We start from the raw sequence: 25,698 nt of genomic DNA on the forward strand, positions 1-25,698 counted from the left end.
AAATCAAAACAACAAGGGATTACAATGTCAAAGCATTTTAAACTAAAACGCGGATTGGATATCCGGTTGGAAGGTGCTGCGCAAGCGACCACAGCGAACGCATCGGCTCCTGCAACCGTTGCCCTTAAGCCAACCGATTTTCCTGGCTTAACTCCAAAATTAAGTGTGAAAGTTGATGCCCAAGTGAAAGCTGGCGATGCCCTGTTCTTCGACAAATACAATCCGGAAATTTTCTTCACATCTCCGGTTAGTGGTACGGTAAAGACCATTAACCGCGGCGAGCGTCGTAAGATTCTGGAAGTGATTGTTGAAGCCGACGGCAAAAACGAGTTTGCGAGTTTCACAAAGGCGGATCCTGCCAAGCTTAGCAAAGAAGAGATTGTTGCACAACTCTTAAACAGTGGACTTTGGCCGTTTATCAAACAGCGTCCTTACGGGACAATTGCCAAGCCGAGTGATCAACCCAAGAACATTTTCATTTCAGGATTCGACTCAAGCCCGTTAGCTCCTGATTATGAGTTCATTTTCAAAGACCAGATCGCCAGCATTCAAACTGGGATCAACGCGTTGGCGAAATTAACCGATGGAAAAGTTTACCTTGGTCTGCCGGGAAAAGTATCAAACAGCATTTTCAGCGGGTTGAAAAATGTTGAAACCAACAGTTTCTCAGGTCCGCACCCTGCAGGTAATGTTGGTATTCAAATCCACAAAACAGCTCCGGTTAATAAAGGAGAAGTTGTTTGGACAACCAGCATTCAGGCTTTGGCTTATATGGGACGCTTATTCGAAACCGGACAGGTTGATTTCAGCCGAACAATCGCCTTAGCAGGTTCCGAAGTCAAAGCACCTCAATATTACCAAACCATTCACGGGGCCCTTATCAGCTCCATTGTTGGTGGTAAAACCAAAAAGAACGATCCCGAGCGTATCATCAGCGGCAACGTACTGACCGGTACAAAAGTAGAAGCTGACAACTACCTGGGATTCGCCGATCAGCAAATTACCGTAATTCCGGAAGGCGAGCACTATGCATTTATGGGCTGGGCAGCTCCCGGATTTGACAAATACTCTGCTTCAAAAACTTTCTTCTCAAGTTTATTCCCGAAAAAAGCATACACACTGGACGCCAACATGAACGGTGCAGAACGTGCATTTGTCGTGACTGGCCAGTATGAAAAATACTTGCCCATGGATATTCTGCCGGTCTACTTGCTGAAAGCAATTCTGGCCAACGATATCGACAAAATGGAACAATTGGGTATTTACGAGGTGATTGAAGAAGACCTTGCACTATGTGAATATGCCTGTACTTCAAAAATTAAAGTTCAGGAGATTTTGCGCAAAGGACTTGACACCATGGTAGTAGAAGTGGGATAAACGATTGCCTTAAAAAAGAAATTCAATGAAAGCGATAAAGAATTTTTTCGAAAAAACGCAGCCTCATGTACAGAAGGGTGCCAAATTCCATTGGCTACACTCCACGCATGATGCGCTATTTACGCTATTCTTTGTACCAAAGAATACGTCGAAGTCGGGAACACATATCCACGACTTTATTGACCTGAAACGGACCATGGGGATTGTTGTCCTGGCATTGGTTCCGGCTTTACTTTTTGGAATGTACAACGTGGGGTACCAACATTTCGGTGCTTTAGGCCAATTGGAAACAGCTTCATTCTTCGATCTGTTCCTGTTTGGTTTGCTGAAAGTGTTACCCATCATTGTTGTATCCTACGTTGTTGGTTTGGGTATTGAGTTCATCTTTGCTCAGTTCCGCGGCCACGAGGTAAACGAAGGCTTCCTTGTATCGGGTCTTTTGATTCCGATGGTTATGCCGGTGAACACACCACTTTGGATGATTGCCATTGCTGTTGCTTTTGCCGTTATTTTCGGTAAAGAAGTTTTCGGCGGTACAGGTATGAACATCTGGAACCCCGCGTTGGTAGCCCGTGCATTCCTGTTCTTTGCTTATCCCGGCCAAATGTCGGGCGACTCGGTTTGGATCTCTGCCTCGGGCATTGATAAAGCCGTTGACGGTTTCACCGGAGCTACACCGATGGCACTGGCTGCCGCAGGACACACTGACGCATTAAACACCTGGAACGCCTTTTTGGGCTTAATCCCCGGATCAATTGGTGAGACTTCAACCATTGCCATCCTAATTGGTGCCCTGGTACTGATCGTTACCGGAATCGGTAGCTGGAGAATCATGGTATCAACGGTGTTGGGAGGTTTGTTCATGGGTCTTCTTTTGAACATTTTCGCCGGCGACAACAGCTATATGGCACTTCCCTTTTACGATCACCTGATTATCGGCGGTTTTGCCTTTGGTGCCATCTTTATGGCAACCGATCCGGTATCGGCGGCTCAAACCGTGAAAGGAAAATGGATCTACGGATTCCTGATTGGTTTGCTAGCCATCCTGATCCGCGTGGTGAACCCGGCTTACCCCGAAGGTATGATGTTGGCTATTCTATTAATGAACACCTTTGCACCTCTGATTGACCACTATGTTGTTGAAGGCAACATCAGTCGTCGGATGAAACGGGCAAAAGTAAATGTTTAACCTACAAAGACTACGATAATGGACAGGAATAGTAATGTTTATACATTTATATATGCCTCGGTAATGGTTATTTTGGTTGCCGCAATCCTTTCGTTTGCAGCATTCAATCTGAAGCCCTATCAAGCAAAGAATGTTGAAATTGAGAAAAAACAGAATATTCTGGCTTCTGTAAACATTGCAGCGACAGCTGCCGATGCCGAACAGATTTACAGCGAGAAAATTGTGAACTCATACATCGTCAACGCCAAAGGTGAAACTCTTGAGGGAGATGCCTTTACAGTTGACTTAAAGAAAGAACGTGCGAAAAAAGTAGAAGACCGCCAATTACCGGTTTTCGAATGTAATATTGATGGTGGTATTAAATACATTTTACCACTTTACGGTGCTGGCCTGTGGGGGCCAATCTGGGGATACATCTCTGTTGAAAGCGATATGAACACCATTTACGGTGCAACATTCGACCACCAGGGAGAAACACCGGGATTGGGTGCCGAGATCGCCACCAAAGCATTCCAGGAACAATTTAAAGGCAAAACCATCTTCGATGAAGACGGAAAATTCTATTCAATCGTTGTTGCCAAATCAAACGAAACAGCACCTGCTGAACACAAAGTAGATGCGATTTCGGGGGGTACCATTACCTCTAAAGGTCTGCAAACAATGGTCGAAGACGACCTGGGTGCCTATAAAGCATTTTTCAACCAGAAAAACTAAAAGACGATGAGCGATAAAGAAGCATTATTTTCAAAGAAAAATATTGGTCTGTTGACCAATCCGCTCAACAGCGACAACCCGATTACCGTTCAGGTGTTGGGGATTTGTTCGGCCTTGGCGGTGACTGCTCAGTTGAAACCAGCCATCGTGATGGCCATCTCGGTAACAGCTGTGCTGGCTTTTGCAAACGTGATTATCTCGCTTTTGCGTAACACCATCCCTAACCGGATCCGGATCATCGTTCAGCTGGTTGTCATTGCTGCTCTGGTAATTTTGGTCGACCAGGTACTGAAAGCTTTCGTTTACGACGTGAGCAAGCAGCTATCGGTATTCGTCGGGTTGATTATCACCAACTGTATCCTGATGGGACGCCTGGAAGCCTTTGCACTGGGCAACAAACCCTGGCCTTCGCTTTTGGACGGTATTGGTAACGGTGCCGGTTACGGAATGATACTGGTGATCATCGGTTTCTTCCGCGAGTTGCTGGGTTCGGGTAGCTTGTTTGGCTACAAACTCATCCCCGAAAGCTGGTACATCGCCAACGGTGGCTTCTACTCCAACAACGGGATGATGATTCTGCCTCCGATGGCCCTGATTACTGTTGGGGTGATCATCTGGGTGCAACGCAGTAAAAACCGGAAATTAATTGAAGACTAAATCTGAAATTCAATTTAAGATACGATATGGAAAATTTGATTAATATATTCGTCAAGTCGATCTTCATTGAAAACATGGTATTCGCGTACTTCCTGGGTATGTGTTCTTACCTTGCTGTTTCAAAATCGGTGAAGACCGCTACCGGTTTGGGCGCTGCCGTCATCTTCGTGTTGGCCATTACCCTGCCGGTTGACTACCTGCTTGAAAACTACGTATTGAAAGAAGGAGCACTAAGCTGGTTAGGCGCTCAATTTGCTGATGTAGACCTGAGTTTCTTATCCTTCATCATGTTCATCGCTGTTATCGCGTCAATGGTACAGCTGGTTGAGATGATTGTTGAAAAATTTGCTCCGGTATTGTATACTCAGCTGGGGATCTTCCTGCCGTTGATTGCCGTAAACTGTGCCATCCTTGGGGGATCGTTGTTCATGCAGCAAAAAGCTTTCAACAACATTGCCGAGGCTACTACTTACGGCTTGGGTTCCGGCATTGGCTGGTTCCTGGCAATTGTGGGTATTGCAGCTATTCGTGAGAAAATTAAATACTCTCAAATTCCGGCTCCGCTCCGCGGACTAGGTATTACCTTCATCGTTACCGGCCTGATGGGGCTGGCATTCATGGGATTCATGGGTATTAAACTGTAATTCGTAAAAACTGAGAATATGATATTATTAGCAGCACAATCAACAGTTGTTGTTACCAGCGTGGTCATCTTCCTTTTGGTGATCATCCTGTTGGTTTCAATCCTGTTGTTTGTTAAAAAGAAACTGACTCCATCAGGAAAAGTTAAGGTTGACCTGAACGATGGTTATATGGAGATTGAGACAGACCCGGGAAACACCCTGCTATCAACACTAAGCAACAACAAAGTTATTTTGCCGTCAGCCTGTGGTGGTGGTGGTACTTGCGGAATGTGCCGTTGTCAGGTTACTGAAGGTGGTGGTTCCATCCTGCCTACCGAAACTGGTTTCTTTACCCGTAAAGAGCAGGCCGACAACTGGCGTTTAGGTTGCCAGGTGAAGGTGAAAGAAGACATGAAAGTTCACATCCACCAGGAAGTTCTTGGGGTGAAAAAATGGGAATGCGAAGTGGTTTCCAACCGCAACGTGGCCACTTTCATCAAGGAGTTTGTAGTGAAATTGCCGGAAGGCGAAACACTGGACTTCAAATCGGGTGGTTATATTCAGATCGACGTACCTAAAATTGATGTCGATTTTAAAGATATGGACATCGATGAGAAATTCCGTTCGGAATGGGAGCAGTTTAATATGTTTGACCTGAAGATGAAAAACCCGGAACCAACCTTCCGTGCTTATTCAATGGCCAACCACCCTGCCGAAGGAAACATCATCATGTTGAACATCCGTATTGCCACACCTCCGTTCGACCGGGTAAACGGTGGCTTCAAGAAAGTAAATCCGGGGGTTTGTTCGTCTTTTATCTTCTCGCGCAAGCCGGGTGATAAAGTAACCATCTCTGGTCCTTTCGGTGAGTTCTTCCTGAAAAATAACGATAGCGAAATGATGTTTATCGGTGGTGGTGCCGGTATGGCGCCTATGCGCTCTCACTTGTTCCACCTGTTCCACACCGTGAAAGAAACCAAGAAAAACGTGACTTTCTGGTACGGAGCACGCTCATGGAAGGAAGTGTTCTACTACGAACAATTCAAAGAAATCGAGAAAAACTTCCCGAATTTCACCTTCCACCTGGCCTTGGACAAACCCGATCCGGAAGCTGATAAAGCTGATGTTCAATACAAAACAGGCTTCGTTCACCAGGTAATTTACGACAACTACCTGAGACAACACGAAGAACCGGAAGAGATTGACTACTATATGTGTGGTCCGCCAATGATGAACTCTGCGGTTCAGAAAATGCTTTACGATCTGGGAGTTCCCGACGAAAACGTCCTGTTCGACGACTTCGGAAGCTAATCCCGAAAATATTACCTATTCAAAAAGAGCTGCTCATCAGGGCAGCTCTTTTTCGTTTACGAAAACCCAACTGATACCGCGGGAATATCCAACAGGGATGAAGTCCGAGGATTTTCAGCTGTCCGGTTGTTGGCTTATCCTCCACCAGATCATCAACCTGCAAGAAGGTCTTCTGATCAATGGGAAAAAATTGGGAACCGGTTGGCCTGGTTTTATCATGGCCGGAATCAAACGGAAAGCTTCCTGCAATCCCGGAGGGATGCTATTTGGGTAGCTGAACGACTACAGAGGAAAATTCCGTCCCGTACGGGACGGGAGAGTCTGTTGTGTTGCCTTTGGTGCTACCCAAATTATACCGTTTTGAAGGCTAATTTATGCTATGAAATAGGACGGTATAATGCCGATAGACTGAAAAAGGAGCATTGGAACGAAGTAATAGGATGCGACACTTTTGAAGCTAATCGGTATTGCATGGCTAAAGCCATTGCTGAAAAATGAAAACCCGTCCGGTAGGACAAAAGATCCGCGTTGATCAAAAGTAGGAGAGAAAAACAGCAAGGGTTGGGGTAAGGCCCATCAATACCGGTTTGTTACAAAATGAGCTTTTGCTTCAGGTTCGAGCTGAATCACCATTGAAGGCATCCCCGATGCGGATTGGAAACCCTGCCTACCGCAGGCGGGCGCATCACCCAAAGAGACTTTCACCGAAAAAATCTCCACCCGTGGTATAAGTGAGCGAACGAGGTGACTATCCATTAATGAGGAGGAGTTGTGGTCCGGCTGACCTGCTTTTATCAACTTTCTCGTCCCGGCAAAACGAAGAGCGGCAAATTGGCTATCGGAAATTGAAGCGGATTATCCCCAATTTCGTAAACAAACAGAAAACCGATAAACGTATTTAGAGATGACAACAAGACTATTAACATTCGTAGTACTCATCTTTGCCCTACTCTTCAGTTGCGGAAAAGATGACGATGATATCGCAGGAGAAGATGTCAATCCAACTGAACTACCAACACAGGGAGGATCGGAAGAGTATGATCATTCGAACTACGGCACCTACGTTGCCATGATTGCCGGCGGAAGTTACATCGCTGCCGATGCAGCCGCCACGCCTGATTATTTTGGAATTAGCGGTATGCTGACAATCGCGATCGACCAAAGCACCACGGCAACCTTATGGATTGATGACCAAAAAGAAAGCTTTACCGTTAACCAAAGTCCGACGCTAAACAGTGCGATAAACAAGTTACAATTTAACGGCACCAACAATTCCACTTTTTGGTTTTCGGTTGATGCCAACGGAGGGAATCCTGCTATCGACAGCATCAAGGCTCCGGCTTTTGTACAAACAACGAGCGCCCCAACCTCCGGGGAAAATCCATTGCACGGAACAGTCCTAAAAAGCACATCGGACAATCCGGTAGCCGTTTATACCGGTGAAGCAATATTCAGTCTGCGCCCACATACCAAAGTATGCGCCATAACCAAAGGTGGAAATTGCTACTTTGATTTTGGAGGAACATATCGTTCTTACGATTTCGGAGCCGAGTGCATCGCAGCAAGCCTGCTGTTTAATGACATTAGTTACAACGCCGGAGGGAAAACACTTAACGCGACCATTCACGACGAGATGGTTCTGTCGGGATCAATCAACTCCGATTTAGGACTAGTCCCCTTCAGCTTGCTTAATACAGCGGCGATCCCCGAGTTTAAACTGCTATTGAGCGATCCGGCCAACGACAATAGTCCGGCAGGTATTCCCGGATCCGACTTCAGAACTGTTTCGGCCTTAGCCACGGAGAACTATGTTTGCATCAAAGTTAGCACCAGCGGTAATATCGCCGATTTTCTCGAAGACAACAGTTCCGGTCTGTCGACAAACTTCATCCTATGGACCCCCTCCGAGGTTGACGACGTATTTGTTGGCCGCGACGAAGCAATGATAAAAAAAACAGACAATTCGTTTGTTTCATTCGCGCAGACAAACAATTATGCTGTTCGAGGCACCACGTCGTTCTATGTATTTCTGGATAAACAATGGTGCGTTGACAGTGCAAACGAATTTGAATTTAGCCTCGCATCAAACTACACAATATCGGATGCCTATGACACAACAGACAACATCATTTTAAAAATAAAATAACGGCCAAATAGCTGTATCTCCAAGCCCGAAGAATGAATAAGCGCCAACGAAGGAAAGCTATCGTGGCGAGCTTTTTTCAGAAAATAAATCAGGACTCACCGGTGATCATGGACAAAGCAGGAAATATGCTGTCATCCTTTCTGATCTCCCGAAAAGCCGTTTTGTCCGAACAGCCTGTCATTTCGCTTATTTTCAACCTGAAATCCGTTTATGATCGGGATATGAATTGACCGAGAATTTTAAAATTATTAACACGCTACCCTATCGCATATCAATATTAATTCACTAGTTTTGTGGCAATTGTAATGGATATGCGCAGAGGGATACTTTTTTTCACTTTATTTTCGATTGTTTTTATTGGGATTTTGATCCTACCACCGATGTCGGAAAACCGGCAGGACCGGCTTGCTGCTGCGGCCAATGCAGATAGCTTATTTGTGCAGTATTCGGCCTTGAAACTGAATAACAGATTACCCTACCCGGTATTTGCCCGGGCAGTAAAAGGCCTCGACCAGTTTCACTTCAACAATAAAAAAGTACTGACCATCATCGACTACAGCCGCCCTTCGACTGAAAAACGACTATTTGTACTTGATTTATCGCAGAATAAAGTCTTATTCGAAAGCTTAGTTGCCCATGGCAAAAATTCGGGGATGGATTATGCCACCCAATTTTCGAACAAGCCACAGTCGTTGAAAAGCAGCCCCGGCTTTTATGCCACAGCTGAAACTTATCAGGGTAAGCATGGTTACTCGCTGCGACTGGACGGCCTCGAGAAGGGAGTCAACGATCATGCCCGCCAACGTGCCATTGTCATGCATTCGGCCGCCTATGTGTCGGAGCAGTTTATCCAAAGCACGGGGCGCTTAGGACGAAGCTGGGGGTGCCCGGCCCTGCCCGACAAGCTGAACAAAGACATTATTGATTGCATCAAAAACGGCACCTGCCTGTACATCTACACCAATGCTACTACCGCCTGATTTTTCAGGAATACCGATACGCAGAGGCGCCACGCCGCCAGGTCGTCAAGTGACTTTGCTCATGTTCGGGCTGACAACGACTGACAACAGGATATCCGAAAATTCCCAACTTTCATCGCTAATGGTGCTGCTCAAAAACCGGCTCCACAAGCTTCGCGTGTTTTGATGCTTAAAAGGCCTTTTCGTTGAAACGCGGCTGGCTTTTAGCGTCCAACTGACGGAGTACGGGTTCATCGCGCCGGTAAATATCGGGATAGAAAATCAGCTTGCCGGTTTCGTCATAGCCAATAGTCCAATACAACACCATCACATCGACCTGTTTGGCCGGATAGGCGCGGATAGTTTGTCCCGATTGCAGGATGGTGTCGATTCGAGCCCGGTCATAGTCCGTTCCTTCGAGCAAGACAGCAGCCAGTGCCAGCGGGTTTTGAATACGAATGCAGCCGTGGCTAAAAGCTCGTTGACTCTCGCCGAACAGTTTTTTCGACGGTGTGTCGTGCATAAAAACTGAATATTTGTTCGGGAAGGTCAATTTGACAAGTCCCAGCGCATTCCAGGCGCCCGGGCGCTGACGGACAACATAGGGAAAGCTGGCCAAGCTAGCTTGACTAAAATCGATGGTTGCCGGATTCAACTTTTTCCCTGCCCGATCCAACAGATCGAAATGATTTTTGCTCAAATAGGCCGGGTCCTTTTTCAGTTCAGGCAGAATGCTCGTTCGGATAATCGAGCGCGGGACAATCCAGGGCGGATTAAATTCAACGTACTCCAGCCGCGATTTAAACACCGGTGTTCTGGTGTAAGGCCTTCCTACCTGAACCCTGGACGTATAGCGCAGCTTTGTACCATCGACGTAATAAATTTTAAAAGCCGGAATATTGACTACAATATAACAGTCGCTGAGATTGGATACCACCCAGCGTACCCGTTCCATATTGACGCGGATTTTGCCCAGGAGAAAATCAGCCGACTGATTGAGTGCTTCGCGTGTTTGAGGACCCACAACACCATCGGGCGTCAATCCGTTTGCCTGCTGAAAGCGGACGACGTCAGCCACCAGCGCATCATCATAAAATAGGCTCTGCGTATCGGCCGACAGCTGGCCTGTTTGCTGCAAGCGTTTGCGGATTTGGAGCACGGCGCTGTCCTGGTCTCCTGCTTCCAGCCAGCGTGTGCCGCCAACAGTTTGCCACGCTACGGTGTCCTTCTCTTTCGCATAATGCTGCAGCAGCTCACGATACGCCTGGTAGATTTCCAGCCGTGGGCGCAGGCGAGCAAGACTTCCCGCAACGTCCTTGGCGGCAATCGCTTGTTCCAGCTTGGCGGGCACGCCCTCTTCCAGATCGCGCGAGCTGTAGTTCCACTTTTGATCCAGCGACTCCGGATTGACTTTCCCCTCGAGCAGATGGTAAGCGTAAAGGAGTACCGCATCAGTCACCAGAATATCGAAACGGGCAACAGCCTGATAATCGATATAATCGCCACCAAGCATCCCCTGGAGATCATGGGCCACAGCTTGAATTGTGGGTGCATGATAATCTGTCGGGGTCAGGCCATCTTCCCACGAATGGTTTAAAGCCTGCGCCGCATCAAGCAAAGTTGAAAAATCAGACCACGCCGGTTTATAGGCACGTTTCCGGTAAAATTCGGGCAATATTTCTTCTGCCGAAATCAGCTCATCTCCAAACTGTAATTCCTTGCCGGCTGCCGCCTGCGCCAACGCCTCCTGAATCGCCAGGCTGATCTGCTCCTGATTGCGATAAATTTGCCGGTGAGCCCTTACATTCGTGCTATCGGCCCTGTAGGCATACAGCTTCGGCATTCCCGAAAACATCAGAACCGCAAAAACCAGGATATGGAGCAGTGCATTCATCAGTAAAGTGTATTAATAGCCGCCATGCTTGCTACAAATTACGCATTCGCCAACGCAAACACAAGCGTGTGCCGGAGAATCGCCAACAAGGATGGAAGTGGAAGATTTTTGGTGATCGGGTATTAGAAGTTCTCGGGTTGTCGTTGTTGTCAAAAGTTGTCGTTCTAAACGCCATCAACAAGCAAGAAAGCCGTTCGATCAATGCCAAAAAGTCTGGAATCAGTTGGCCTATTTTTAAGAGGCCGAAATCAAACAAAAAGCTTCCTGCAATCCCGGAGGGATGCAATTTGGGTAGCTTTGGCATTTGCGTGGGTAAAATTTCGTCCCGTACGGGAGGGGACAATCTTCGTGTTATCGTTTGTGCTACCCAAATTATACCGTTGCACAGGCTAAATTTATACTCTGAAATAGGATGGTATAATGCCGATAGACTGAAAAAGGAGCATTGAAACGAAGTGATTGGATGCGACACTTTTGAAGCTAATCGGTATTGAATGGCTAAAGCCATTGCTGAAAAATGAAAACCCGTCCGGTAGGACAAAAGATTCAAATTGAGCAAAAGTAGGAGTGAAAAACAGCTCGGTTTGGGGTAAGGCCCATCAATACCGGTTTGCTACAGAATGAGGCTTTGCTCCTGATTCAAACTCAATCGCAAATCAAGGCATCCCCGATGCGGTTTGGAAACCCGGCCTACCGCAGGCAGGCACATCACCCGAAGAGACTTTCGCAGAAAAAAGAAGGAGCGGATCAAATTCAATATTGATTTGACCCGCTCCTCCCTACTACTTGTTTGCCGATGAACATCAGGCAAAGCGATGTATTGAAACTTGTTTAGGCGATGTTTGTAAACACGTGTTGCACATCGTCGTCTTCTTCAATTTTATCGAGTAATTTCTCGATGTCTTCCAGCTGTTCGTCGGTAAATTCAACCGGCGTTGTCGGGATACGCTTCAGCACCGCTTTCTTAACGTCGATCTGTTTATCTTCCAGGGCTTTCGAAAGCGTCCCAAAGCTTGTATAATCGCCTGTCACATAAACCATGTCCTCTTCCACTTCAATTTCTTCCAGACCGGCATCAATCAGCTCCAGCTCCATCTCTTCGATATCGATGGCATCCGTTTTTTCGAACTCGAAAACAGCTTTGCGTGCAAACATGAACTCCAATGAACCTGTTGGCACCATACTGCCACCTGATTTATTGAAATACGACTTCACATTGGCTACGGTACGGGTTGTATTGTCGGTTGCACATTCCACAAAAACCAATACGCCATGTGGTCCTTTACCTTCGTAATTGACCTCCGAGAAATCGGAGGCATCTTTACCTGCCGCCCGTTTGATGGCCGAGTCGATGTTATCCTTCGGCATATTTTGGGCTTTTGCGTTCTGGATGGCAGTACGCAATTTCGCATTCATATCCGGATCTTGTCCGCCTTCTTTTGCGGCCATTGTAATAGCCCTTGATAATTTCGGAAAAATCCGGGACATGTGGCCCCAACGCTTTTCTTTGGCGGCCCGGCGATATTCAAATGCTCTTCCCACGGTAATATTTTATTTAGATGATACGTAAATTTTTGATGGCACAAAAGTAAAAAAATACTTTCTAGCCTGTATGCTTTTCAACGAAAATCATTTTCAGGCACTTGCTTTCGGGGGATGGAGAAATAGAATTCAGATCCCTTTTGATGTTGCGATTGGAACCACATCTTTCCGCCCATCAAGGCAACGATTCGTTTGCTCAAATACAGCCCCATGCCCAGTCCGCGTTCGATGGTCGTTTCGCTGCTGGGACATTTCACAAACGAGTCGAAGATAAAGGCTTCGTATTCGGGCTTAATACCTCGCCCCTGATCCTTCACAAAAAACACAATGTCGGCGGCTTCCTCGCGGCAACCAAAACAGATGGAGCCGCGATCCGAGAAATGCATCGCATTCTTGATCAGATGCCGCAAGACCTGCGAAAGGCGGTTTCTGTCGGCCCATACAACCGGATTATTCAGCGCCAGCTGGTATTGAAAATCGAGCTGCCTTTTCTGCTCCGTGGCGGCATAGCTCCTGAAATTATCGTTCAATTCGTCGAACATTTCCCGCAAATCCACCGGCTCCGGGAACAATTCCAGCTGATCAACTTCAAGCTTCGACAGATCGATCATATCTTCCACCAAATTCACCAGCTGTATGCCGTTGTAATGAATGATCTGATGGATCTTCTGCATATCCTCCTTTTGGTAATCCATTTCGGGGATCACCGAAGTAAACCCCGATATTACGTTCAGCGGAGTCCGTACTTCGTGCGACAGGTTCGCCAGGAAAGCCGTCTTCAACTGATCCGACGACCGGGCTCGCAGGTACTGCAATTCATAATTCCGCTTCACCGACAAGGTCGCCAGGAAAATCAAAATCATTGCAAAAGCGGTTCCCAAATACATATCGAAACTGCGCAGCTGATCCGACTCATAGTCGCCTAACAAGTGCGGAAAATGATATTCAATCAGGAAAAGCCCCAGCATATTCAACAGAAACAGACTGATGGGTAGCAGATAAGTTCCTCGCTTCGAGATCAGAATATAAAACACATAGACGCCGGTAATCACGATCAGCGTCGGCCCCTTAGAGCCATAGTTGAAATACCACAGCAAATTGGAAAACAGAACCGCGCCCACAAAGATTGCCGGCACAAGCCACCGGGGAAACAGCCCCCTGCGAGCAGTTGTAAAAAAACTCAGCGTGACAAGGCAAAACACCAAAGTAACCCAGCCCATATTATACAGGCCGGTTGCAAAATTAGTCACCGTTGCAACAGCTGTCACCAACGATAGAGTCAGACAGCCAATTATGATTAACCGCTGCTCAAATGTTCCTTCCTCAAAGTTTCCACAAACAACTCTCCGGGTTCCATCCACCAACCGCTTTGGGAAATTGTCATTCATAAGACGCACACATTTGGTTTACACTGAAAACCATTTTGAAAGGCCGAAAATAATTAAAAGCCCGAAACATACAAATTGCATCGGCTCCCCCAAAAGCATTAAGGTTCGTCAGATCATCAACAAGCGCGATTTTAACCTATCTTTGTGCCAACAAAATTCAAAAAGATGATGTACACCAGATCCGCCTCCGCACTTTTATTGTTTATTACAATACTCACGTCCTGCCAGTCGAAATCCCGCTACGTGCATAACGAAGGGATGATTTTTGGTACGATCTACCACCTCAGTTATGAAAGTCCACAAGGAGAAGATCTGCATGAAGGGGTGAAAGCGGAACTGGATCACTTCAACCAATCGCTGTCGACCTACGACCCGAATTCGGTCATCTCGAAAGTAAACAGCAACCGCGACACGGTGCTGGATCGCTATTTCACCACTGTTTTTAAGAAAGCAGAGAAAGTTTCGGAAATCACAGATGGGGCTTTCGACATCACAGTGGCGCCAATGGTCAATGTGTGGGGCTTTGGTTTTAAAAATAAAGAAAATGTTACCGAAGCGCTTATTGACTCGCTGAAAGCGCTCGTTGGCTACCAAAAAGTCAAACTCATCGACGGAAAGATCGTGAAAGAGCATCCCAATACCATGCTGGATTGCAGTGCTATTGCCAAGGGCTACGGTGTTGATGTGGTGGCGGCCTATCTGCGCGGGCAAGGCTGCAAAAACTATATGGTGGAGATTGGCGGTGAAGTGGTTACCCGTGGGGTGAATCCCAAAGGTGAAAGCTGGAACATCGGCATCAGCACTCCCGACGAGAACAGCTTCTTCAAAGAACAACAAATGCAAGCCATTGTAGGGCTATCGAACAAAGCGCTGGCCACCTCGGGCAACTACCGCAATTTCTATGTTGAAGATGGCAAAAAATACGCGCACACCATCGATCCCCACACCGGCTACCCGGTACAGCACAGTCTTTTAAGCACTACCGTACTGGCCGACAGCTGCATGACTGCCGATGCATTTGCAACAGCCTTCATGGTTCTGGGGCTGGATAAGTCGATCGAGATTGCCAGCCAAGTTCCCGAAATTGAAGTCTACTTCATCTATGCCGATGAAGACGGGAAATACAGAAGCTACTTTTCCGAGGGGTTCAAATCGTTGATTAAGGAAGAATTCAACGTTCAGCAATAAATGGCCGGGGAAATATCAGCAACTTCCCGGCTCTTCTTTGATCAGGCTCAGCTCTTTAAATCGCAATTCTTTACGGGCCTGTGCCTGTTCTATTTTATCGAAGGTTTGTGCACAGGTAATGCCTCGCTCTTTCATGTGCGGGTTGGCTCCAATGTGCAAATTAGGAAATTCACCTTTCTTTTCAGTCAAAATTTTGATGGCCAGGCCGGCAAAAGCAACAGCCATTAAAAGCACGGCAAACAATAAAACAACAACAAAATTCATAATTCTTCTCCTTCTCTTTTCGTGGGCGAAATTAACTAAAAGCTTTGGTTTTTCCCTTCCGCATAGCGTTAATAAAAACAAATTTAGCGACTTATTGTTTTTTGGGCACCGCAAAACGGATGCCCCTTCTGCTTAATATCAAAAAGATCTTCGTATTTTTAAGCAACCAATTCGGGGCCTATGGTGCCCGTCAATAAATTTCGCTATGGATTCACATGTTAAAATCATCGGCATCCTTTATCTGGTTTTCAGCATTCTTGGTATCATTGGTGCTCTCGTTTTATTTCTGACACTCAACCTCATTGGTCAGTTCATTGATGATTCGGAGGTCGTGGCCATCTTATCGATTGTAGCCACAGTCGTGGCCACGGTTATGGCAGTTTGCTCTGTTCCGGGCATTATTGCCGGCTGGGGACTGTTGAAATACCAGGAATGGGCGCGTATTCTGACCATCATCCTGTCGGCGCTGAACATCCTGAACTTTCCTTTTGGAACAGCCCTGGGCATTTATGCGATCTGGGCACTTGTTCAACCCGAAACAATCGATCTGTTCGGGTCGGCAGCTCCTAATATCCAAAGCCGGTGAGTTCCAGCAAACGGATCCATATCATCCTGGTTGGGCGGGTTCAAGGCGTCGGCTTTCGTTCTTTCAGCCGACACAAAGCGCTTGAGCTAAAACTGAGCGGCTGGGTGCGCAACAAGATGGATGGCAGCGTGGAGATCGAGGTTGAAGGTCATCCGGAGACCATCGCCCGCTTTATTGCAGAGCTGAAAGCGGGCAACGGCTACAGCCGTGTCGACCGCATTTTCAAATCAGAACTGCCCGAGCTGGCCAACTACCCATCCTTTTACATTAAATATTGAAACAAGATTAACATGAAAAGCTATCAGATGACTCCGGATGAATTCCGGGAGAATGGGAAAAAAATGATCGACTGGATAGCCGACTATTACGAACAAATTGAAAAATACCCGGTTCTTTCGCAGGTTCAGCCGGGCGACATCAGTTGTCAACTACCGGAGCAAGCACCGGAGCAGGGCGAATCGATGAGCGATATTATGGCAGATGTTGATCGAATTATCATGCCCGGGATAACGCACTGGCAATCGCCCAATTTTTTCGCCTATTTCCAATCAAACAGTTCCTTTCCTTCTATTTTGGGCGACTTACTTTCGTCCGGGCTGGGCGTTCAGGGCATGTTGTGGGCCACCAGCCCTGCCTGCACCGAACTGGAAACCCGCGTGATGGACTGGCTGGTTGATTTAATGGGTTTGCCGGAGCACTTTAAAAGTACCGACAGCGGAGGTGGCGTCATTCAGGATACGGCTTCGAGCGCAGCACTGGCTGCCTTACTGGCTGCCCGCGAACGCAAAACCAACTACCGGAGCCACCAAACCGGCGACACGGCAGGTCTGGTGGCTTATATATCGACACAAACGCATTCGTCGCTCGAGAAGGGCGTGAAAATAATGGGACTGGGAACCGACAGGCTGCGCAAAATAGCTGTCGACCCGCGCTTTGCCATGGATCCGCTGGAACTGGAAAAGCAGATCGTGCAGGACTTGGCAGCAGGCATGAAACCCTTCTTTGTATGCGCCACCATTGGTACCACCTCCTCCAACGCGGTGGATCCCGTTCGGCGAATTGGCGAAATCTGTCAAAAATACGATCTCTGGCTGCACGTTGATGCGGCCATGGCTGGCTCGGCGGCGCTACTTCCCGACTACCGCCACTACTTTGACGGGCTGGAACTGGCCGACAGCTACGCCTTCAACCCGCACAAGTGGCTGTTTACCAATTTCGACTGCGACTGCTTTTGGGTGGCCGACAAAGCCGCCTTAATCAAAACGCTCAGCATCCTGCCCGAATATCTGAAGAACGAAGCCACCGAGCAAGGGGCGGTGATCGACTATCGCGACTGGCATATTCAGCTGGGAAGGCGCTTTCGATCGCTGAAACTTTGGTTTGTGCTGCGTCATTTCGGCGCCGAAGGTTTGCGCCATCACATCCGCCAGCACCTTGAACTGACAGGCGAGTTTGTGGCGATGGTCCAATCGTCCGATGACTTTGAGCTGCTTAACCAACCGCCCTTCAACCTGGTGTGCTTTCGTCATAAAGCCGGCAATACCTTCAATAAACAGTTGATGGACACCATCAACCGGACTGGTCGGTTATTTTTCACCCATACTGTTTTAAATGAGCAGTTTTGGCTGCGTATGAGTATTGGGCAGACACAAACCGAGCTGCGACACCTGAAAGATGCCTGGCAGCTAATTACGCAACAGGCAAAAACATTACCTTTGCCTCCGGAAAACAATTAATCGCTGACCAGCCAGGAACAGCGAATGAACAGAAAACAGAGCCATGAGCTATTTGAGAAACAAAGGCAAGATTATTTTGCTTGGCATTTTATTGATCATCAGCCTGGGAGCCAGTGCATCGGGCCGTACAGCCAATTACGAACTGCGGGTTTTCGGGATGAATATCGGCACCTTCAAAGTTAAGCAACAAACGGTTGGCAACGAGATCAGAACCGAAGGAATCACCGAGGTAAAAGTGAAGTTGATTTTTACCTACCACATCAAATATGTGCAGAACAGTCTGTACCGTGATGGGATCCTGCAACATTCGCATGTTGAAACTATCAAGAATGACGAACTGAACTCGGACACCTGGCTAAAAAAGCAAAACGACAATTATTTATTGGTCAACGAGCAAGATTCGACTACGATCACCGACGAGATTAACTACAGCGGCAGCCTGCTTTATTTCTTTGAACCGGAGAATGTGCATTCGATGTACAAAGAACGGACCGGCGAGCACAACAGCCTCGAAAAAACGGGCGACCACAGCTACATATCCACCGACGAGAATGGCAAAACAGCCAACGAATACGAATATAAAAACGGGATCCTGACACACGCCAAACTCAAACACCCGCTGGCCACCATTCAGATGATCCTGATTGACCAGACGGGAGAGTCGAAGACCGGAACAGCCAATACGATAGATTAAACACACCTTCGTAAAAAATACCAACAAAGCCCTTTGCTCGATTGAACAAAGGGCTTTTTCGATCTATAAAAGGCAATGCTTACAACGCTTTCGCGACCATCTCCGACAATGCTGTTGTTGGCCTTCCGATTAACGTAGACAACTGTTTACCGTCATCAAACAAATCTCCTGTCGAGGCACTAACGTCCCAGCCGGCAATTGCTCCGGCAAAAGCGTCGGGTATACCCAAACTTTTCAGGATCTCAGCATAACTTTCTTCAGGCAGGTTTTTATACGGCATGTCCTTGCCTGTTTGTCTCGAAATTTCACCAGCCAACTCACTTAATGTATAAGCATTATCGCCGGCCAATTCATACACTTTACCTTCTTGATCTTCGCTGGTTAACACGACAACCGCGGCCTCTGCATAATCAGCGCGAGCAGCCGATGAAATCTTCCCCTCACCGGCACTGCCTATAAAAGCACCCCCTGCGAGTGCCCCCGCGATGGAACCGGTGTAGTTTTCGGTGTACCAGCCATTCCGCAAAATGGTGTAAGCAATGCCCGAAGCCTTTAAAAGTTCCTCGGTTGCCAAATGCTCACCAGCCAGACTCAATGTTGAGCTGTCGGCTCTCAACAAACTGGTATAAACGATCGATTTAACACCTGCTTTTTGAGCGGCCGCAATCACATTAGTGTGTTGCTCCAGACGCTTGCCAATTTCATTCCCCGAAATCAGCAACAACTTATCAATGCCCTCTAATGCTCCCGCCAATTCCTCAGCTTTTGTGTAGTCAAAAGCACGAGCCTCAACACCTAAATTTGCGGCCTTCTCCGGCGTGCGAACCAAAGCTACCATGTTTTCACCAGCGACTCTTTCTTTCAATTTTTCGATGACAATTTGGCCCAATTGACCAGTTGCACCCGTTACTGCTATTTTCATATCTACTCCTTCTTTTAGTTTTAATAATTATATTTGCTCCCTCATGGTATGTTAGTATCATTTGGTAAGTCAAAGGTATTGCCTCCGGCAGGTAAAAACAAGAACGAACCAAAAGATCAACGAGTTACCCAAAAGTTAGAAATATTGATTTTCAAGAAACTATGGAAGAAAAAAATTTGAAATATTTTGGCGATGCCGAGCATTGTCCGGTACGAAATGTTATCGATCGCATTGGCGACAAGTGGTCGGTACTGGTTTTACTCGTACTGGAAGAAGCTCAGGTTATGCGGTTCTCGGAAATTCATAAGACCATTGAAACGATTTCGCAAAAAATGCTGACCGTCACCTTAAAGGGCCTGGAATCCGATGGACTGGTTAACCGAAAAGTGTACCCTCAAATCCCCCCGAAGGTAGAATACCGGCTCACAGAGCGCGGCGAAAGCCTGTTGCCTCATCTTCACAGCCTGGTCAAGTGGGCTCGCGAAAATATGAACGACATCATAGCATCGCGCAAACAATTTACGTGATACCCCGAAGCCAACACGATGCAAAAGCAGCCAAGTGTTACACCAGGGTCAGCCGATTAAGGAAGGTCGTCAATCCGCCTACACAAACAGCAAAAGGCTGACGGCCATCACGGCCATGCCGGCCACCAAGCCGCCAATTGCAATATGGTGCTCGCCGTACTCTTCGGCTGTGGGCAGCAGCTCGTCGAGCGAAATGTAAACCATAATACCGGCAACACTGGCAAAGATCACCCCAAACATGGAGTCGTTGAAAATGGTTCGTAAGATGAAGTAGCCGATAACAGCCCCCACCGGTTCGGCCAGCCCCGATAAAAAGGACAACCAAAATGCTTTGGTGCGGTTGCGGGTAGCATAGTAAATGGGAACCGACACGGCAATACCTTCCGGGATGTTGTGAATGGCAATGGCCACAGCAATGCTGATCCCCAAAGTTGGGTCGGTCAGTGCGCCCATGAAGGTTGCGAGCCCCTCGGGAAAGTTGTGTATGGCAATGGCCAGCGCCGAGAACATGCCCATACGCAGAAGCTTTTTGTTATTCTCCGGGCTCAGGTTCTTCTCTTCAATATTTTTGATTTCGTGGGGGTTCTCAAACGAGGGTATCATCTTGTCGATCAAAGCAATGAGTACAATTCCCGAAAAAAAGGCGATGACCGTATACCAATTTCCGACTTTAACACCATGTGCCGCAATCAGTGAGTCCTTGGCTTTCACAAAAATCTCGACCAGCGACACGTAAATCATCACCCCGGCTGAAAAGCCCAGGGAACCTGCCAAAAACCGGGGATTAAACTTTTTCGACAAAAAGGACATCACACTGCCAATGCCTGTTGAGACACCGGCAAACAATGTTAACCCAAGGGCAAAAAGCACGTTTTGTGTTTCCATATCAATCATTTAACCTTAGTTGGAGTGTAGGTACCACTGCCCGAAACTAATAAAATAATCCGGAGCATCCTTATTTTCTGCGAGTGCTGCCGGAACTTTTCATCGAATCTTGCTTAAGGTTAAGCAACGAGCTGCCGCCCTGATCCAGATCCTGCCCCAACCGCCACGAGTCTCATTTATCGCTGTGATATTAACCAATTGGCAGCTTGGAAGCCTATTTGTTTGGCAAGCCTGCAAAAAATCATCATCCCAGTGCTTCCTGCAATTGCACCACAGCCTGCTGCAAGTCTTGAAAGGCGTAATGGCGGAGATGGGCGTAATTGAGGAATTTCAGAATTTTAAAGGCGTTAAAATAGCCAAAGAAACGTTTTTCGAAGGCTTCTGCCGAGGCACTGTTTCTGCGGATTTCGGCAACAATGTCGGGTAATCCATCGGCCAGAACAAAGTCGGCAACGGATGGAGGAAGCTGCCTGGCATCAAACTCCTTCTGCCAAAAGCCGGGAATAAGTTGAAAAAAACTGTGCAGGTCGGCAAAGGCGCTGAAAGCATAAGTATGGCGAAGGCTTTCGTCGCCATCCACCCACTTTTGCAAACTTGGCCCGGTTCCGAAAGGCACTCGGTTCGATAGGCGCGCCGAAGGGTAAACGGCAGTGGAATTGATCTCGACAATTGGCCCCATAGCCGTCAGCTTATGCAAAAAGTAGAAATCCTCGCCGGCCTGTCGTTTGCTCATCCCCCCTTGCTTCACATAAGCTTCGGCGCGTACGGCAAAAGCCGAGCCAACGGTGTAAATGGCATGCGGAAAGCCAGTAAAAGCAAGTGCCTGCTTGTAGTAATGCAAATAAAGCTCGTAGAGATGCATCCCCTCTCGCTGGCGCGCATTATCCAGTTCATCAATGCGGTGCTGAAAACAAATGGTCGCCCCTACAGCGCGGGGATTTTCAGCAAAGCTTTTTTCCAGTTGCGTGAAATAGTTGGCAGCCACCAACGTATCGGCGTCCAGCGAAATGAGAATGCCATCGGGCCGATCCAGTGCTCCAAAGCGACGAATGGCTTCATCCATGCCTGTTTTCCGAGCCATTCCCACGCCGGCATGCTTACGCCTGAAAGCTTTGGGGCGAATGATGTGCAGCGCAAAAAAACAAGCGGGATGCTGTTGCTTCCAACCAGCAACTTCGGCCTGTGCTTTATTATTTTGGGCAATCGCTTCAGCCGGCGCAATCTCGCTTTCATTAATCACCAGCAGCACTTCCACCCCACCCGCCGGTGCATTGCAGGCCTCCAGGCTGTTGAGCATCCGGCACAGCTCGGGTTCGTTATACACCGGGACCACCACAACCATGCGTAGCTGCGGCCGCGGAGCTTCGGTTACGAAAGGGGCACTGTTAATATTTCGTTCAATATAGCGATCAGCAAAGCTCATTCACGAAAAATAGGGATAAAAAAAATCCGGGCAAAACCCGGATTCAGCTATTCTGTATTTGCAATGTTTTATTTATTCTTTTCAGCGTAGTCAACGTTCATCGCTTCCAACACTTCGTTGGTGATGTTGTGTGCTTCGTCGCCAATCAGGATGCCGCTCGAGTTGAAAATGTAAGCGTATTTTTTATCGGCATTGAAGCGTTTCAGGTAGGCCATCAGGCTATCCACCAATTGGCCGTTGTTGGCATTTTGCATTTCAGTCAGTTTCGACGACAGCTCCTGATCCAATTTCAGGATTTCCTGCTCTTCGTTCACCAACCGATCGCGTTCCTGCACAGCACGTTGTTCGCTTAGGAATCCGCCACGTTGCACTTTTTCCTGGAAAGCAGCAGCTTGCTCTTCGAATTTTGAACGACGCGTTGCATACTCTTTGGTATAAGCTTCCTGATTTTTTGTGAACTCATCGTGTAAGTCCTGCGCTAAATCATAATTTACGATCAACGAATCAACTTTCACGTAAGCAATTTTCATATCGGTTAACTGGGCCGGCCCGCTGACTAAGGCTCCATCGGGTTTTGAACCACTGCCCGAAGTAAAATGCAACACAAAAAGAACAATAACAGCAACCAATAAAACCAGGTTTAGGATCAATGACGAATTTTTCATGTTTATTTCTAGGGTTTTTGCAGAATATCAGGCATTTGAAACCGCAAGGATCGCAATTGCCACAATTTTCTTCTTTTTAACTATTCTTTTTAATCGAGGCCAAAAATAAAAATTTATCAGCAGGAAAACAGTTATTCCTCAATTATTTTTCGCGATCCTGCCGAAGAAAATATCCGTAAAAGAAATATGCTAAAAGTCATAAAAAAGGCCTGATAAAGGTCATTGACGAAAGGCTTCGGCTAGTCGTATTTTTAGGCTGAACGAAAAAAGACGAAATAACCTAAAGCGATATTTGAAGATGATCAATAAACTAATTGCCCAAATGCTACCGCACCTGCCCGAGAAACTGGTATGGCAATTCTCGAAGCGCTATATAGCGGGCGAAACAATGGAGGATGGAATTGCGGTTGCCCGACAGCTGAATGCAGAAGGCATCGAAGTAACCATGGATTTGCTTGGCGAATTTATCAGCAATCTTCAGCAGGCCGAAGCCAACAAGAACAATTACCTGGAGCTTATAGACCGATTCACGAGCGAAAAAATAAAGGGCAACTTTTCGCTGAAACCGACCATGTTTGGCCTTTTGCTCGATCAGGAAGTATGCTACCAACATTTGCGTGCCATCGTGCAAAAAGCCAAAGACTGCAACAGTTTTGTGCGTGTTGATATGGAAGATTCGCAGTGTGTAGATCCGGAGCTTGATATTTTTAAGCGGCTGAAAAAGGAGTTTTCGGGCTATGTAGGCTTAGTGGTACAAGCCTATCTGCGTCGGACCTTCAACGACATTATGGATCTGAATAAGCTACCGGCAAACGGCCATCCGCTGAATTTTCGTTTGTGCAAAGGAATCTACATTGAACCAGCAGAGATCGCTTATAAAGAATACCAGTCGGTTCGGGATCACTATATCGAAGATCTGGAGTTTATGTTGCGTCATCAAATTTATGTCGGCATTGCAACACACGACAAATATTTGGTTGAGCAAGCGCTGGAGCTGATCAAACGCTATCGGGTTTCGAAAGACCTTTACGAGTTTCAGATGCTTTACGGGGTTACCCCCGACTTACGCAAATCGATTGTTGAGCAAGGACACCGGATGCGCGTTTATGTTCCCTTCGGCAAAGACTGGTTTGGTTATTCGACCCGCCGGCTCAAGGAAAATCCAAAGATGGCCAACCATATCATAAAAGCATTGTTTTTTAGGGGTTAGTTTTGAAAAGGGATATGGAGAGGAGTTCGCTTCTCTCCTCCCCTGTTATCGTTTCAAAATCAGCTCATCGAGACTTCGTTTGGGAACATGATGAACAGCCCGTTCATCGCGCCAATACTTAAAATCGCCGTCTTTCATTTCCTCCAACACCACTTTCTCGATCGGCTTTCCCAAGGCCAGGACCATAACGATCTGATATCTTTCAGGTATTCCGAATTGCTCGCGAAGCGCATCCCGTTTCACAGCAGCAATCATGCAGCCCCCATAGCCGGCTTCAACAGCTCCCAGCAAAATACTTTGGGCTGCGATGCCATCGTCGCAAAAATAGTTGGTCGCAATTTCGGTATCATTCACCAAAATAATATAGGCTGCAGGGCGCTCCCCGTCCCGCGGGCCCGGCCAATCCTTCAGGTAACCGGCCCAGGCTAAGGTGGGAAACAATTTATCACAATCTCCTTTTTCAGTTACCGGGATATATTTCAGCGGCTGTGCATTCCGGCCGCTGGCACAGTAGCGCGTCAGGCTTATCCACTCGCTCAGCTGCTCCCCGCTGATGCGCTCTCGTTCATCGAAGCGTCGGTAGCTGCGGTTGCGTTTTAACAGATCGTTTAGCATGGGATTTTCTTTTCAATATTAATAAAATCGCTGATTTCGACGGCAATTTCTACGGATCTTTCCTATGTTTGCATACCAGAACAGAACACCAGAACCGTTATGAGTAAATTTAAGTTTCAGATTGATCCGCTTTCCAACCAGTTAAAATTTCAGCAGCTTGTTGATGCTGTTACCGATGCTATTAGCCGCAATTTGCTTCAGGTTGGCGATATCCTGCCATCGGTGAATCAACTGGTCAAAGAAAGTTCGCTTTCGCGCGATACGGTGTTCAAAGCCTATGCTGAATTGAAGAACCGCGGGATTGTGGAATCGGTTCCTAACAAAGGCTATTTTATAGCCAAGGCAACCACCAAAGTGTTTCTGTTTCTCGATACCTTCAAAGCCTACAAAGAGGTTTTGTATGGCTCGTTTCTGGATAACCTGCCCGATAATTTTACGGTCGATCTGCACTTTCACCATTACAACATCGAGATTTTCGAGAAAATCATTACCGAAAGCATTGGTAAATACTCGAAATACATTGTAATGAACTTCGACCACGAGCGCGTGCCGGAAATTATCCAACAAATTCCACCGGCAAAGCTGTTGTCGATCGACTGGCAGGTCCATACCATCGCCGAAGCTTCGTCGATTTATCAGGATTTCGGGCCGAGCCTTTACCAGGCCCTGCAAACCGAAGTGCCGCTGATTAAAAAGTACCAACGATTTATTTATCTCTACCCCGAGTTCACCTACCACCCGCCCGAGTCGCTTGAATATTTCGAGCGCTTTTGCAAGGACAATAACATCCGCTTCGAGATTTTCAAAAGCTCCCGGCAGATGACCGTAGAACAGGGCGACCTGTACCTGTTGGTAAGCGACAGAACACTTGCCCGCTTCCTGGATCAGTGTGCAACAAAAAATTTAACCATCGGGCAGGATGTTGGCGTCATTTCGTACAACGAAACACCGATGAAAAAATATGTCAAAGACGGAATAAGTGTGATATCCACCGATTTCGAGTCCATGGGGAAAAAGGCCGCCGAATTTGTAAAAAGCGGTGAATCAATCCATCTGCAAATTCCCACCCACTTGACGATTCGCGCATCGGTCTGACAAAACATGCTCTAAAACACATTTTTCGCGCTTTGAAATCGGAAAGACTGTCCTAAATTTGCAGAACACACCAGAACAGAACAAACAA

25 protein-coding genes are annotated in these 25,698 nt (G+C 47.2%); 16 read left to right on the top strand and 9 right to left on the bottom strand.

The features are described from left to right. Positions 1-24: 24 nt before the first annotated feature. The 8 genes from C8N47_RS12195 (at position 25) to C8N47_RS12230 (ending at position 8,997) form a co-directional block, all read left to right on the top strand. The gene (locus C8N47_RS12195; protein ID WP_107822845.1) at positions 25-1,377 is read left to right on the top strand and encodes a Na(+)-translocating NADH-quinone reductase subunit A; all 1,353 of its coding nucleotides are present in this window, start codon (positions 25-27) and stop codon (positions 1,375-1,377) included. A gap of 25 nt (positions 1,378-1,402) precedes the next feature. Next, positions 1,403-2,566 (top strand): NADH:ubiquinone reductase (Na(+)-transporting) subunit B, encoded by a 1,164-nt coding sequence (locus C8N47_RS12200; protein WP_107822846.1) that lies wholly within the window; start codon positions 1,403-1,405, stop codon positions 2,564-2,566. 18 nt (positions 2,567-2,584) lie between these two features. After that, positions 2,585-3,280, top strand: coding sequence for an NADH:ubiquinone reductase (Na(+)-transporting) subunit C (gene nqrC, locus C8N47_RS12205; protein WP_107822847.1), 696 nt, complete (start codon positions 2,585-2,587; stop codon positions 3,278-3,280). 6 nt (positions 3,281-3,286) lie between these two features. Continuing rightward, a complete protein-coding gene (locus C8N47_RS12210; protein ID WP_107822848.1) occupies positions 3,287-3,937 on the top strand; it encodes an NADH:ubiquinone reductase (Na(+)-transporting) subunit D in 651 nt (216 codons plus the stop codon). A 26-nt stretch (positions 3,938-3,963) separates the two neighbouring features. Next, the gene (gene nqrE / locus C8N47_RS12215; protein WP_107822849.1) at positions 3,964-4,581 is read left to right on the top strand and encodes an NADH:ubiquinone reductase (Na(+)-transporting) subunit E; all 618 of its coding nucleotides are present in this window, start codon (positions 3,964-3,966) and stop codon (positions 4,579-4,581) included. Between the two features lie 18 nt (positions 4,582-4,599). Then, a complete protein-coding gene (gene nqrF, locus C8N47_RS12220; protein ID WP_107822850.1) occupies positions 4,600-5,871 on the top strand; it encodes an NADH:ubiquinone reductase (Na(+)-transporting) subunit F in 1,272 nt (423 codons plus the stop codon). A gap of 904 nt (positions 5,872-6,775) precedes the next feature. After that, positions 6,776-8,017: a hypothetical protein gene (locus C8N47_RS12225; protein ID WP_107822851.1), complete on the top strand. Its 1,242-nt coding sequence runs from the start codon at positions 6,776-6,778 to the stop codon at positions 8,015-8,017. A 380-nt stretch (positions 8,018-8,397) separates the two neighbouring features. Then, entirely contained in the window at positions 8,398-8,997 is a 600-nt protein-coding gene (locus C8N47_RS12230) for a murein L,D-transpeptidase catalytic domain family protein (RefSeq protein ID WP_211316122.1), read from the top strand. A gap of 169 nt (positions 8,998-9,166) precedes the next feature. Here C8N47_RS12230 and C8N47_RS12235 read toward each other — a convergent pair whose 3' ends face one another. The 3 genes from C8N47_RS12235 to C8N47_RS12250 form a co-directional block, all read right to left on the bottom strand. Then, positions 9,167-10,870 (bottom strand): L,D-transpeptidase family protein, encoded by a 1,704-nt coding sequence (locus tag C8N47_RS12235; RefSeq protein ID WP_107822852.1) that lies wholly within the window; start codon positions 10,868-10,870, stop codon positions 9,167-9,169. Positions 10,871-11,701: 831 nt separating this feature from the next. After that, positions 11,702-12,412, bottom strand: a complete 711-nt coding sequence (locus C8N47_RS12245; RefSeq protein ID WP_107822854.1) for a YebC/PmpR family DNA-binding transcriptional regulator — start codon at positions 12,410-12,412, stop codon at positions 11,702-11,704. 77 nt (positions 12,413-12,489) lie between these two features. Beyond that, positions 12,490-13,800, bottom strand: a complete 1,311-nt coding sequence (locus tag C8N47_RS12250; protein WP_107822855.1) for a sensor histidine kinase — start codon at positions 13,798-13,800, stop codon at positions 12,490-12,492. A gap of 165 nt (positions 13,801-13,965) precedes the next feature. Here C8N47_RS12250 and C8N47_RS12255 point away from each other — a divergent pair, with 165 nt between their 5' ends. Further along, a complete protein-coding gene (locus tag C8N47_RS12255) occupies positions 13,966-14,988 on the top strand; it encodes an FAD:protein FMN transferase (protein WP_107822856.1) in 1,023 nt (340 codons plus the stop codon). A gap of 15 nt (positions 14,989-15,003) precedes the next feature. On the opposite strand, the gene C8N47_RS12260 is transcribed toward C8N47_RS12255, so the two are convergent. After that, positions 15,004-15,252: a hypothetical protein gene (locus C8N47_RS12260; RefSeq protein WP_107822857.1), complete on the bottom strand. Its 249-nt coding sequence runs from the start codon at positions 15,250-15,252 to the stop codon at positions 15,004-15,006. A 205-nt stretch (positions 15,253-15,457) separates the two neighbouring features. Between C8N47_RS12260 and C8N47_RS12265 the strand changes: the two genes are divergently transcribed. From C8N47_RS12265 to C8N47_RS12280, 4 genes are read left to right on the top strand one after another with little or no spacing between them, the layout of a single operon-like run. Beyond that, the gene (locus tag C8N47_RS12265) at positions 15,458-15,838 is read left to right on the top strand and encodes a hypothetical protein (RefSeq protein WP_107822858.1); all 381 of its coding nucleotides are present in this window, start codon (positions 15,458-15,460) and stop codon (positions 15,836-15,838) included. Further along, positions 15,835-16,116: an acylphosphatase gene (locus C8N47_RS12270; protein WP_211316123.1), complete on the top strand. Its 282-nt coding sequence runs from the start codon at positions 15,835-15,837 to the stop codon at positions 16,114-16,116. The genes C8N47_RS12265 and C8N47_RS12270 overlap by 4 nt, the downstream gene beginning before the upstream one ends. 12 nt (positions 16,117-16,128) lie before the next feature. Further along, complete coding sequence (locus C8N47_RS12275; RefSeq protein ID WP_211316124.1) at positions 16,129-17,574, top strand: pyridoxal-dependent decarboxylase; 1,446 nt, start codon at positions 16,129-16,131, stop codon at positions 17,572-17,574. A gap of 43 nt (positions 17,575-17,617) precedes the next feature. Then, a complete protein-coding gene (locus C8N47_RS12280) occupies positions 17,618-18,268 on the top strand; it encodes a DUF6134 family protein (RefSeq protein WP_107822859.1) in 651 nt (216 codons plus the stop codon). Positions 18,269-18,347: 79 nt separating this feature from the next. Here C8N47_RS12280 and C8N47_RS12285 read toward each other — a convergent pair whose 3' ends face one another. After that, a complete protein-coding gene (locus tag C8N47_RS12285) occupies positions 18,348-19,190 on the bottom strand; it encodes an SDR family oxidoreductase (protein ID WP_107822860.1) in 843 nt (280 codons plus the stop codon). Between the two features lie 161 nt (positions 19,191-19,351). Here C8N47_RS12285 and C8N47_RS12290 point away from each other — a divergent pair, with 161 nt between their 5' ends. Next, the gene (locus C8N47_RS12290) at positions 19,352-19,717 is read left to right on the top strand and encodes a winged helix-turn-helix transcriptional regulator (protein ID WP_107822861.1); all 366 of its coding nucleotides are present in this window, start codon (positions 19,352-19,354) and stop codon (positions 19,715-19,717) included. A 78-nt stretch (positions 19,718-19,795) separates the two neighbouring features. Here the strand turns inward: C8N47_RS12290 and zupT are convergent, their stop codons facing one another. The 3 genes from zupT to C8N47_RS12305 form a co-directional block, all read right to left on the bottom strand. Next, complete coding sequence (gene zupT / locus C8N47_RS12295; protein WP_107822926.1) at positions 19,796-20,602, bottom strand: zinc transporter ZupT; 807 nt, start codon at positions 20,600-20,602, stop codon at positions 19,796-19,798. A gap of 244 nt (positions 20,603-20,846) precedes the next feature. Then, positions 20,847-22,025, bottom strand: a complete 1,179-nt coding sequence (locus C8N47_RS12300; RefSeq protein WP_107822862.1) for a glycosyltransferase family 2 protein — start codon at positions 22,023-22,025, stop codon at positions 20,847-20,849. Between the two features lie 68 nt (positions 22,026-22,093). Next, positions 22,094-22,690 carry an OmpH/Skp family outer membrane protein gene (locus C8N47_RS12305; protein WP_107822863.1) on the bottom strand — a complete coding sequence of 199 codons (597 nt, stop codon included), beginning with the start codon at positions 22,688-22,690 and terminating at the stop codon, positions 22,094-22,096. A gap of 298 nt (positions 22,691-22,988) precedes the next feature. Between C8N47_RS12305 and C8N47_RS12310 the strand changes: the two genes are divergently transcribed. Then, on the top strand, positions 22,989-23,900 hold the full coding sequence (locus C8N47_RS12310) for a proline dehydrogenase family protein (protein WP_107822864.1): 912 nt from the start codon (positions 22,989-22,991) through the stop codon (positions 23,898-23,900). Between the two features lie 45 nt (positions 23,901-23,945). On the opposite strand, the gene C8N47_RS12315 is transcribed toward C8N47_RS12310, so the two are convergent. Next, positions 23,946-24,515, bottom strand: a complete 570-nt coding sequence (locus C8N47_RS12315) for a nitroreductase family protein (protein WP_107822865.1) — start codon at positions 24,513-24,515, stop codon at positions 23,946-23,948. Between the two features lie 99 nt (positions 24,516-24,614). On the opposite strand from C8N47_RS12315, the gene C8N47_RS12320 reads away from it, so the two are divergent. After that, positions 24,615-25,610, top strand: coding sequence for a GntR family transcriptional regulator (locus C8N47_RS12320; RefSeq protein ID WP_107822866.1), 996 nt, complete (start codon positions 24,615-24,617; stop codon positions 25,608-25,610). Positions 25,611-25,698 lie beyond the last annotated feature (88 nt).

The sequence above is a fragment of the Mangrovibacterium marinum genome (assembly GCF_003046625.1).
In the GTDB taxonomy this organism is placed as follows: Bacteria; Bacteroidota; Bacteroidia; order Bacteroidales; family Prolixibacteraceae; genus Mangrovibacterium; species Mangrovibacterium marinum.

What these genes read in the sequence shown, in the direction of transcription:
- C8N47_RS12230 (WP_211316122.1), top strand. Translation starts at nt 8,398, where the DNA reads ATGTCGGAAAACCGGCAGGACCGGCTTGCTGCTGCGGCCAATGCAGAT.
- nqrC (WP_107822847.1), top strand. Translation starts at nt 2,585, where the DNA reads ATGGACAGGAATAGTAATGTTTATACATTTATATATGCCTCGGTAATG.
- C8N47_RS12315 (WP_107822865.1), bottom strand. Translation starts at nt 24,515, where the DNA reads ATGCTAAACGATCTGTTAAAACGCAACCGCAGCTACCGACGCTTCGAT.
- C8N47_RS12250 (WP_107822855.1), bottom strand. Translation starts at nt 13,800, where the DNA reads ATGAATGACAATTTCCCAAAGCGGTTGGTGGATGGAACCCGGAGAGTT.
- nqrE (WP_107822849.1), top strand. Translation starts at nt 3,964, where the DNA reads ATGGAAAATTTGATTAATATATTCGTCAAGTCGATCTTCATTGAAAAC.
- C8N47_RS12200 (WP_107822846.1), top strand. Translation starts at nt 1,403, where the DNA reads ATGAAAGCGATAAAGAATTTTTTCGAAAAAACGCAGCCTCATGTACAG.
- C8N47_RS12320 (WP_107822866.1), top strand. Translation starts at nt 24,615, where the DNA reads ATGAGTAAATTTAAGTTTCAGATTGATCCGCTTTCCAACCAGTTAAAA.
- C8N47_RS12275 (WP_211316124.1), top strand. Translation starts at nt 16,129, where the DNA reads ATGAAAAGCTATCAGATGACTCCGGATGAATTCCGGGAGAATGGGAAA.
- C8N47_RS12280 (WP_107822859.1), top strand. Translation starts at nt 17,618, where the DNA reads ATGAGCTATTTGAGAAACAAAGGCAAGATTATTTTGCTTGGCATTTTA.
- C8N47_RS12300 (WP_107822862.1), bottom strand. Translation starts at nt 22,025, where the DNA reads ATGAGCTTTGCTGATCGCTATATTGAACGAAATATTAACAGTGCCCCT.
- zupT (WP_107822926.1), bottom strand. Translation starts at nt 20,602, where the DNA reads ATGGAAACACAAAACGTGCTTTTTGCCCTTGGGTTAACATTGTTTGCC.
- C8N47_RS12260 (WP_107822857.1), bottom strand. Translation starts at nt 15,252, where the DNA reads ATGAATTTTGTTGTTGTTTTATTGTTTGCCGTGCTTTTAATGGCTGTT.
- C8N47_RS12310 (WP_107822864.1), top strand. Translation starts at nt 22,989, where the DNA reads ATGATCAATAAACTAATTGCCCAAATGCTACCGCACCTGCCCGAGAAA.
- C8N47_RS12305 (WP_107822863.1), bottom strand. Translation starts at nt 22,690, where the DNA reads ATGAAAAATTCGTCATTGATCCTAAACCTGGTTTTATTGGTTGCTGTT.
- nqrF (WP_107822850.1), top strand. Translation starts at nt 4,600, where the DNA reads ATGATATTATTAGCAGCACAATCAACAGTTGTTGTTACCAGCGTGGTC.
- C8N47_RS12255 (WP_107822856.1), top strand. Translation starts at nt 13,966, where the DNA reads ATGATGTACACCAGATCCGCCTCCGCACTTTTATTGTTTATTACAATA.
- C8N47_RS12225 (WP_107822851.1), top strand. Translation starts at nt 6,776, where the DNA reads ATGACAACAAGACTATTAACATTCGTAGTACTCATCTTTGCCCTACTC.
- C8N47_RS12235 (WP_107822852.1), bottom strand. Translation starts at nt 10,870, where the DNA reads ATGAATGCACTGCTCCATATCCTGGTTTTTGCGGTTCTGATGTTTTCG.
- C8N47_RS12210 (WP_107822848.1), top strand. Translation starts at nt 3,287, where the DNA reads ATGAGCGATAAAGAAGCATTATTTTCAAAGAAAAATATTGGTCTGTTG.
- C8N47_RS12265 (WP_107822858.1), top strand. Translation starts at nt 15,458, where the DNA reads ATGGATTCACATGTTAAAATCATCGGCATCCTTTATCTGGTTTTCAGC.
- C8N47_RS12285 (WP_107822860.1), bottom strand. Translation starts at nt 19,190, where the DNA reads ATGAAAATAGCAGTAACGGGTGCAACTGGTCAATTGGGCCAAATTGTC.
- C8N47_RS12195 (WP_107822845.1), top strand. Translation starts at nt 25, where the DNA reads ATGTCAAAGCATTTTAAACTAAAACGCGGATTGGATATCCGGTTGGAA.
- C8N47_RS12290 (WP_107822861.1), top strand. Translation starts at nt 19,352, where the DNA reads ATGGAAGAAAAAAATTTGAAATATTTTGGCGATGCCGAGCATTGTCCG.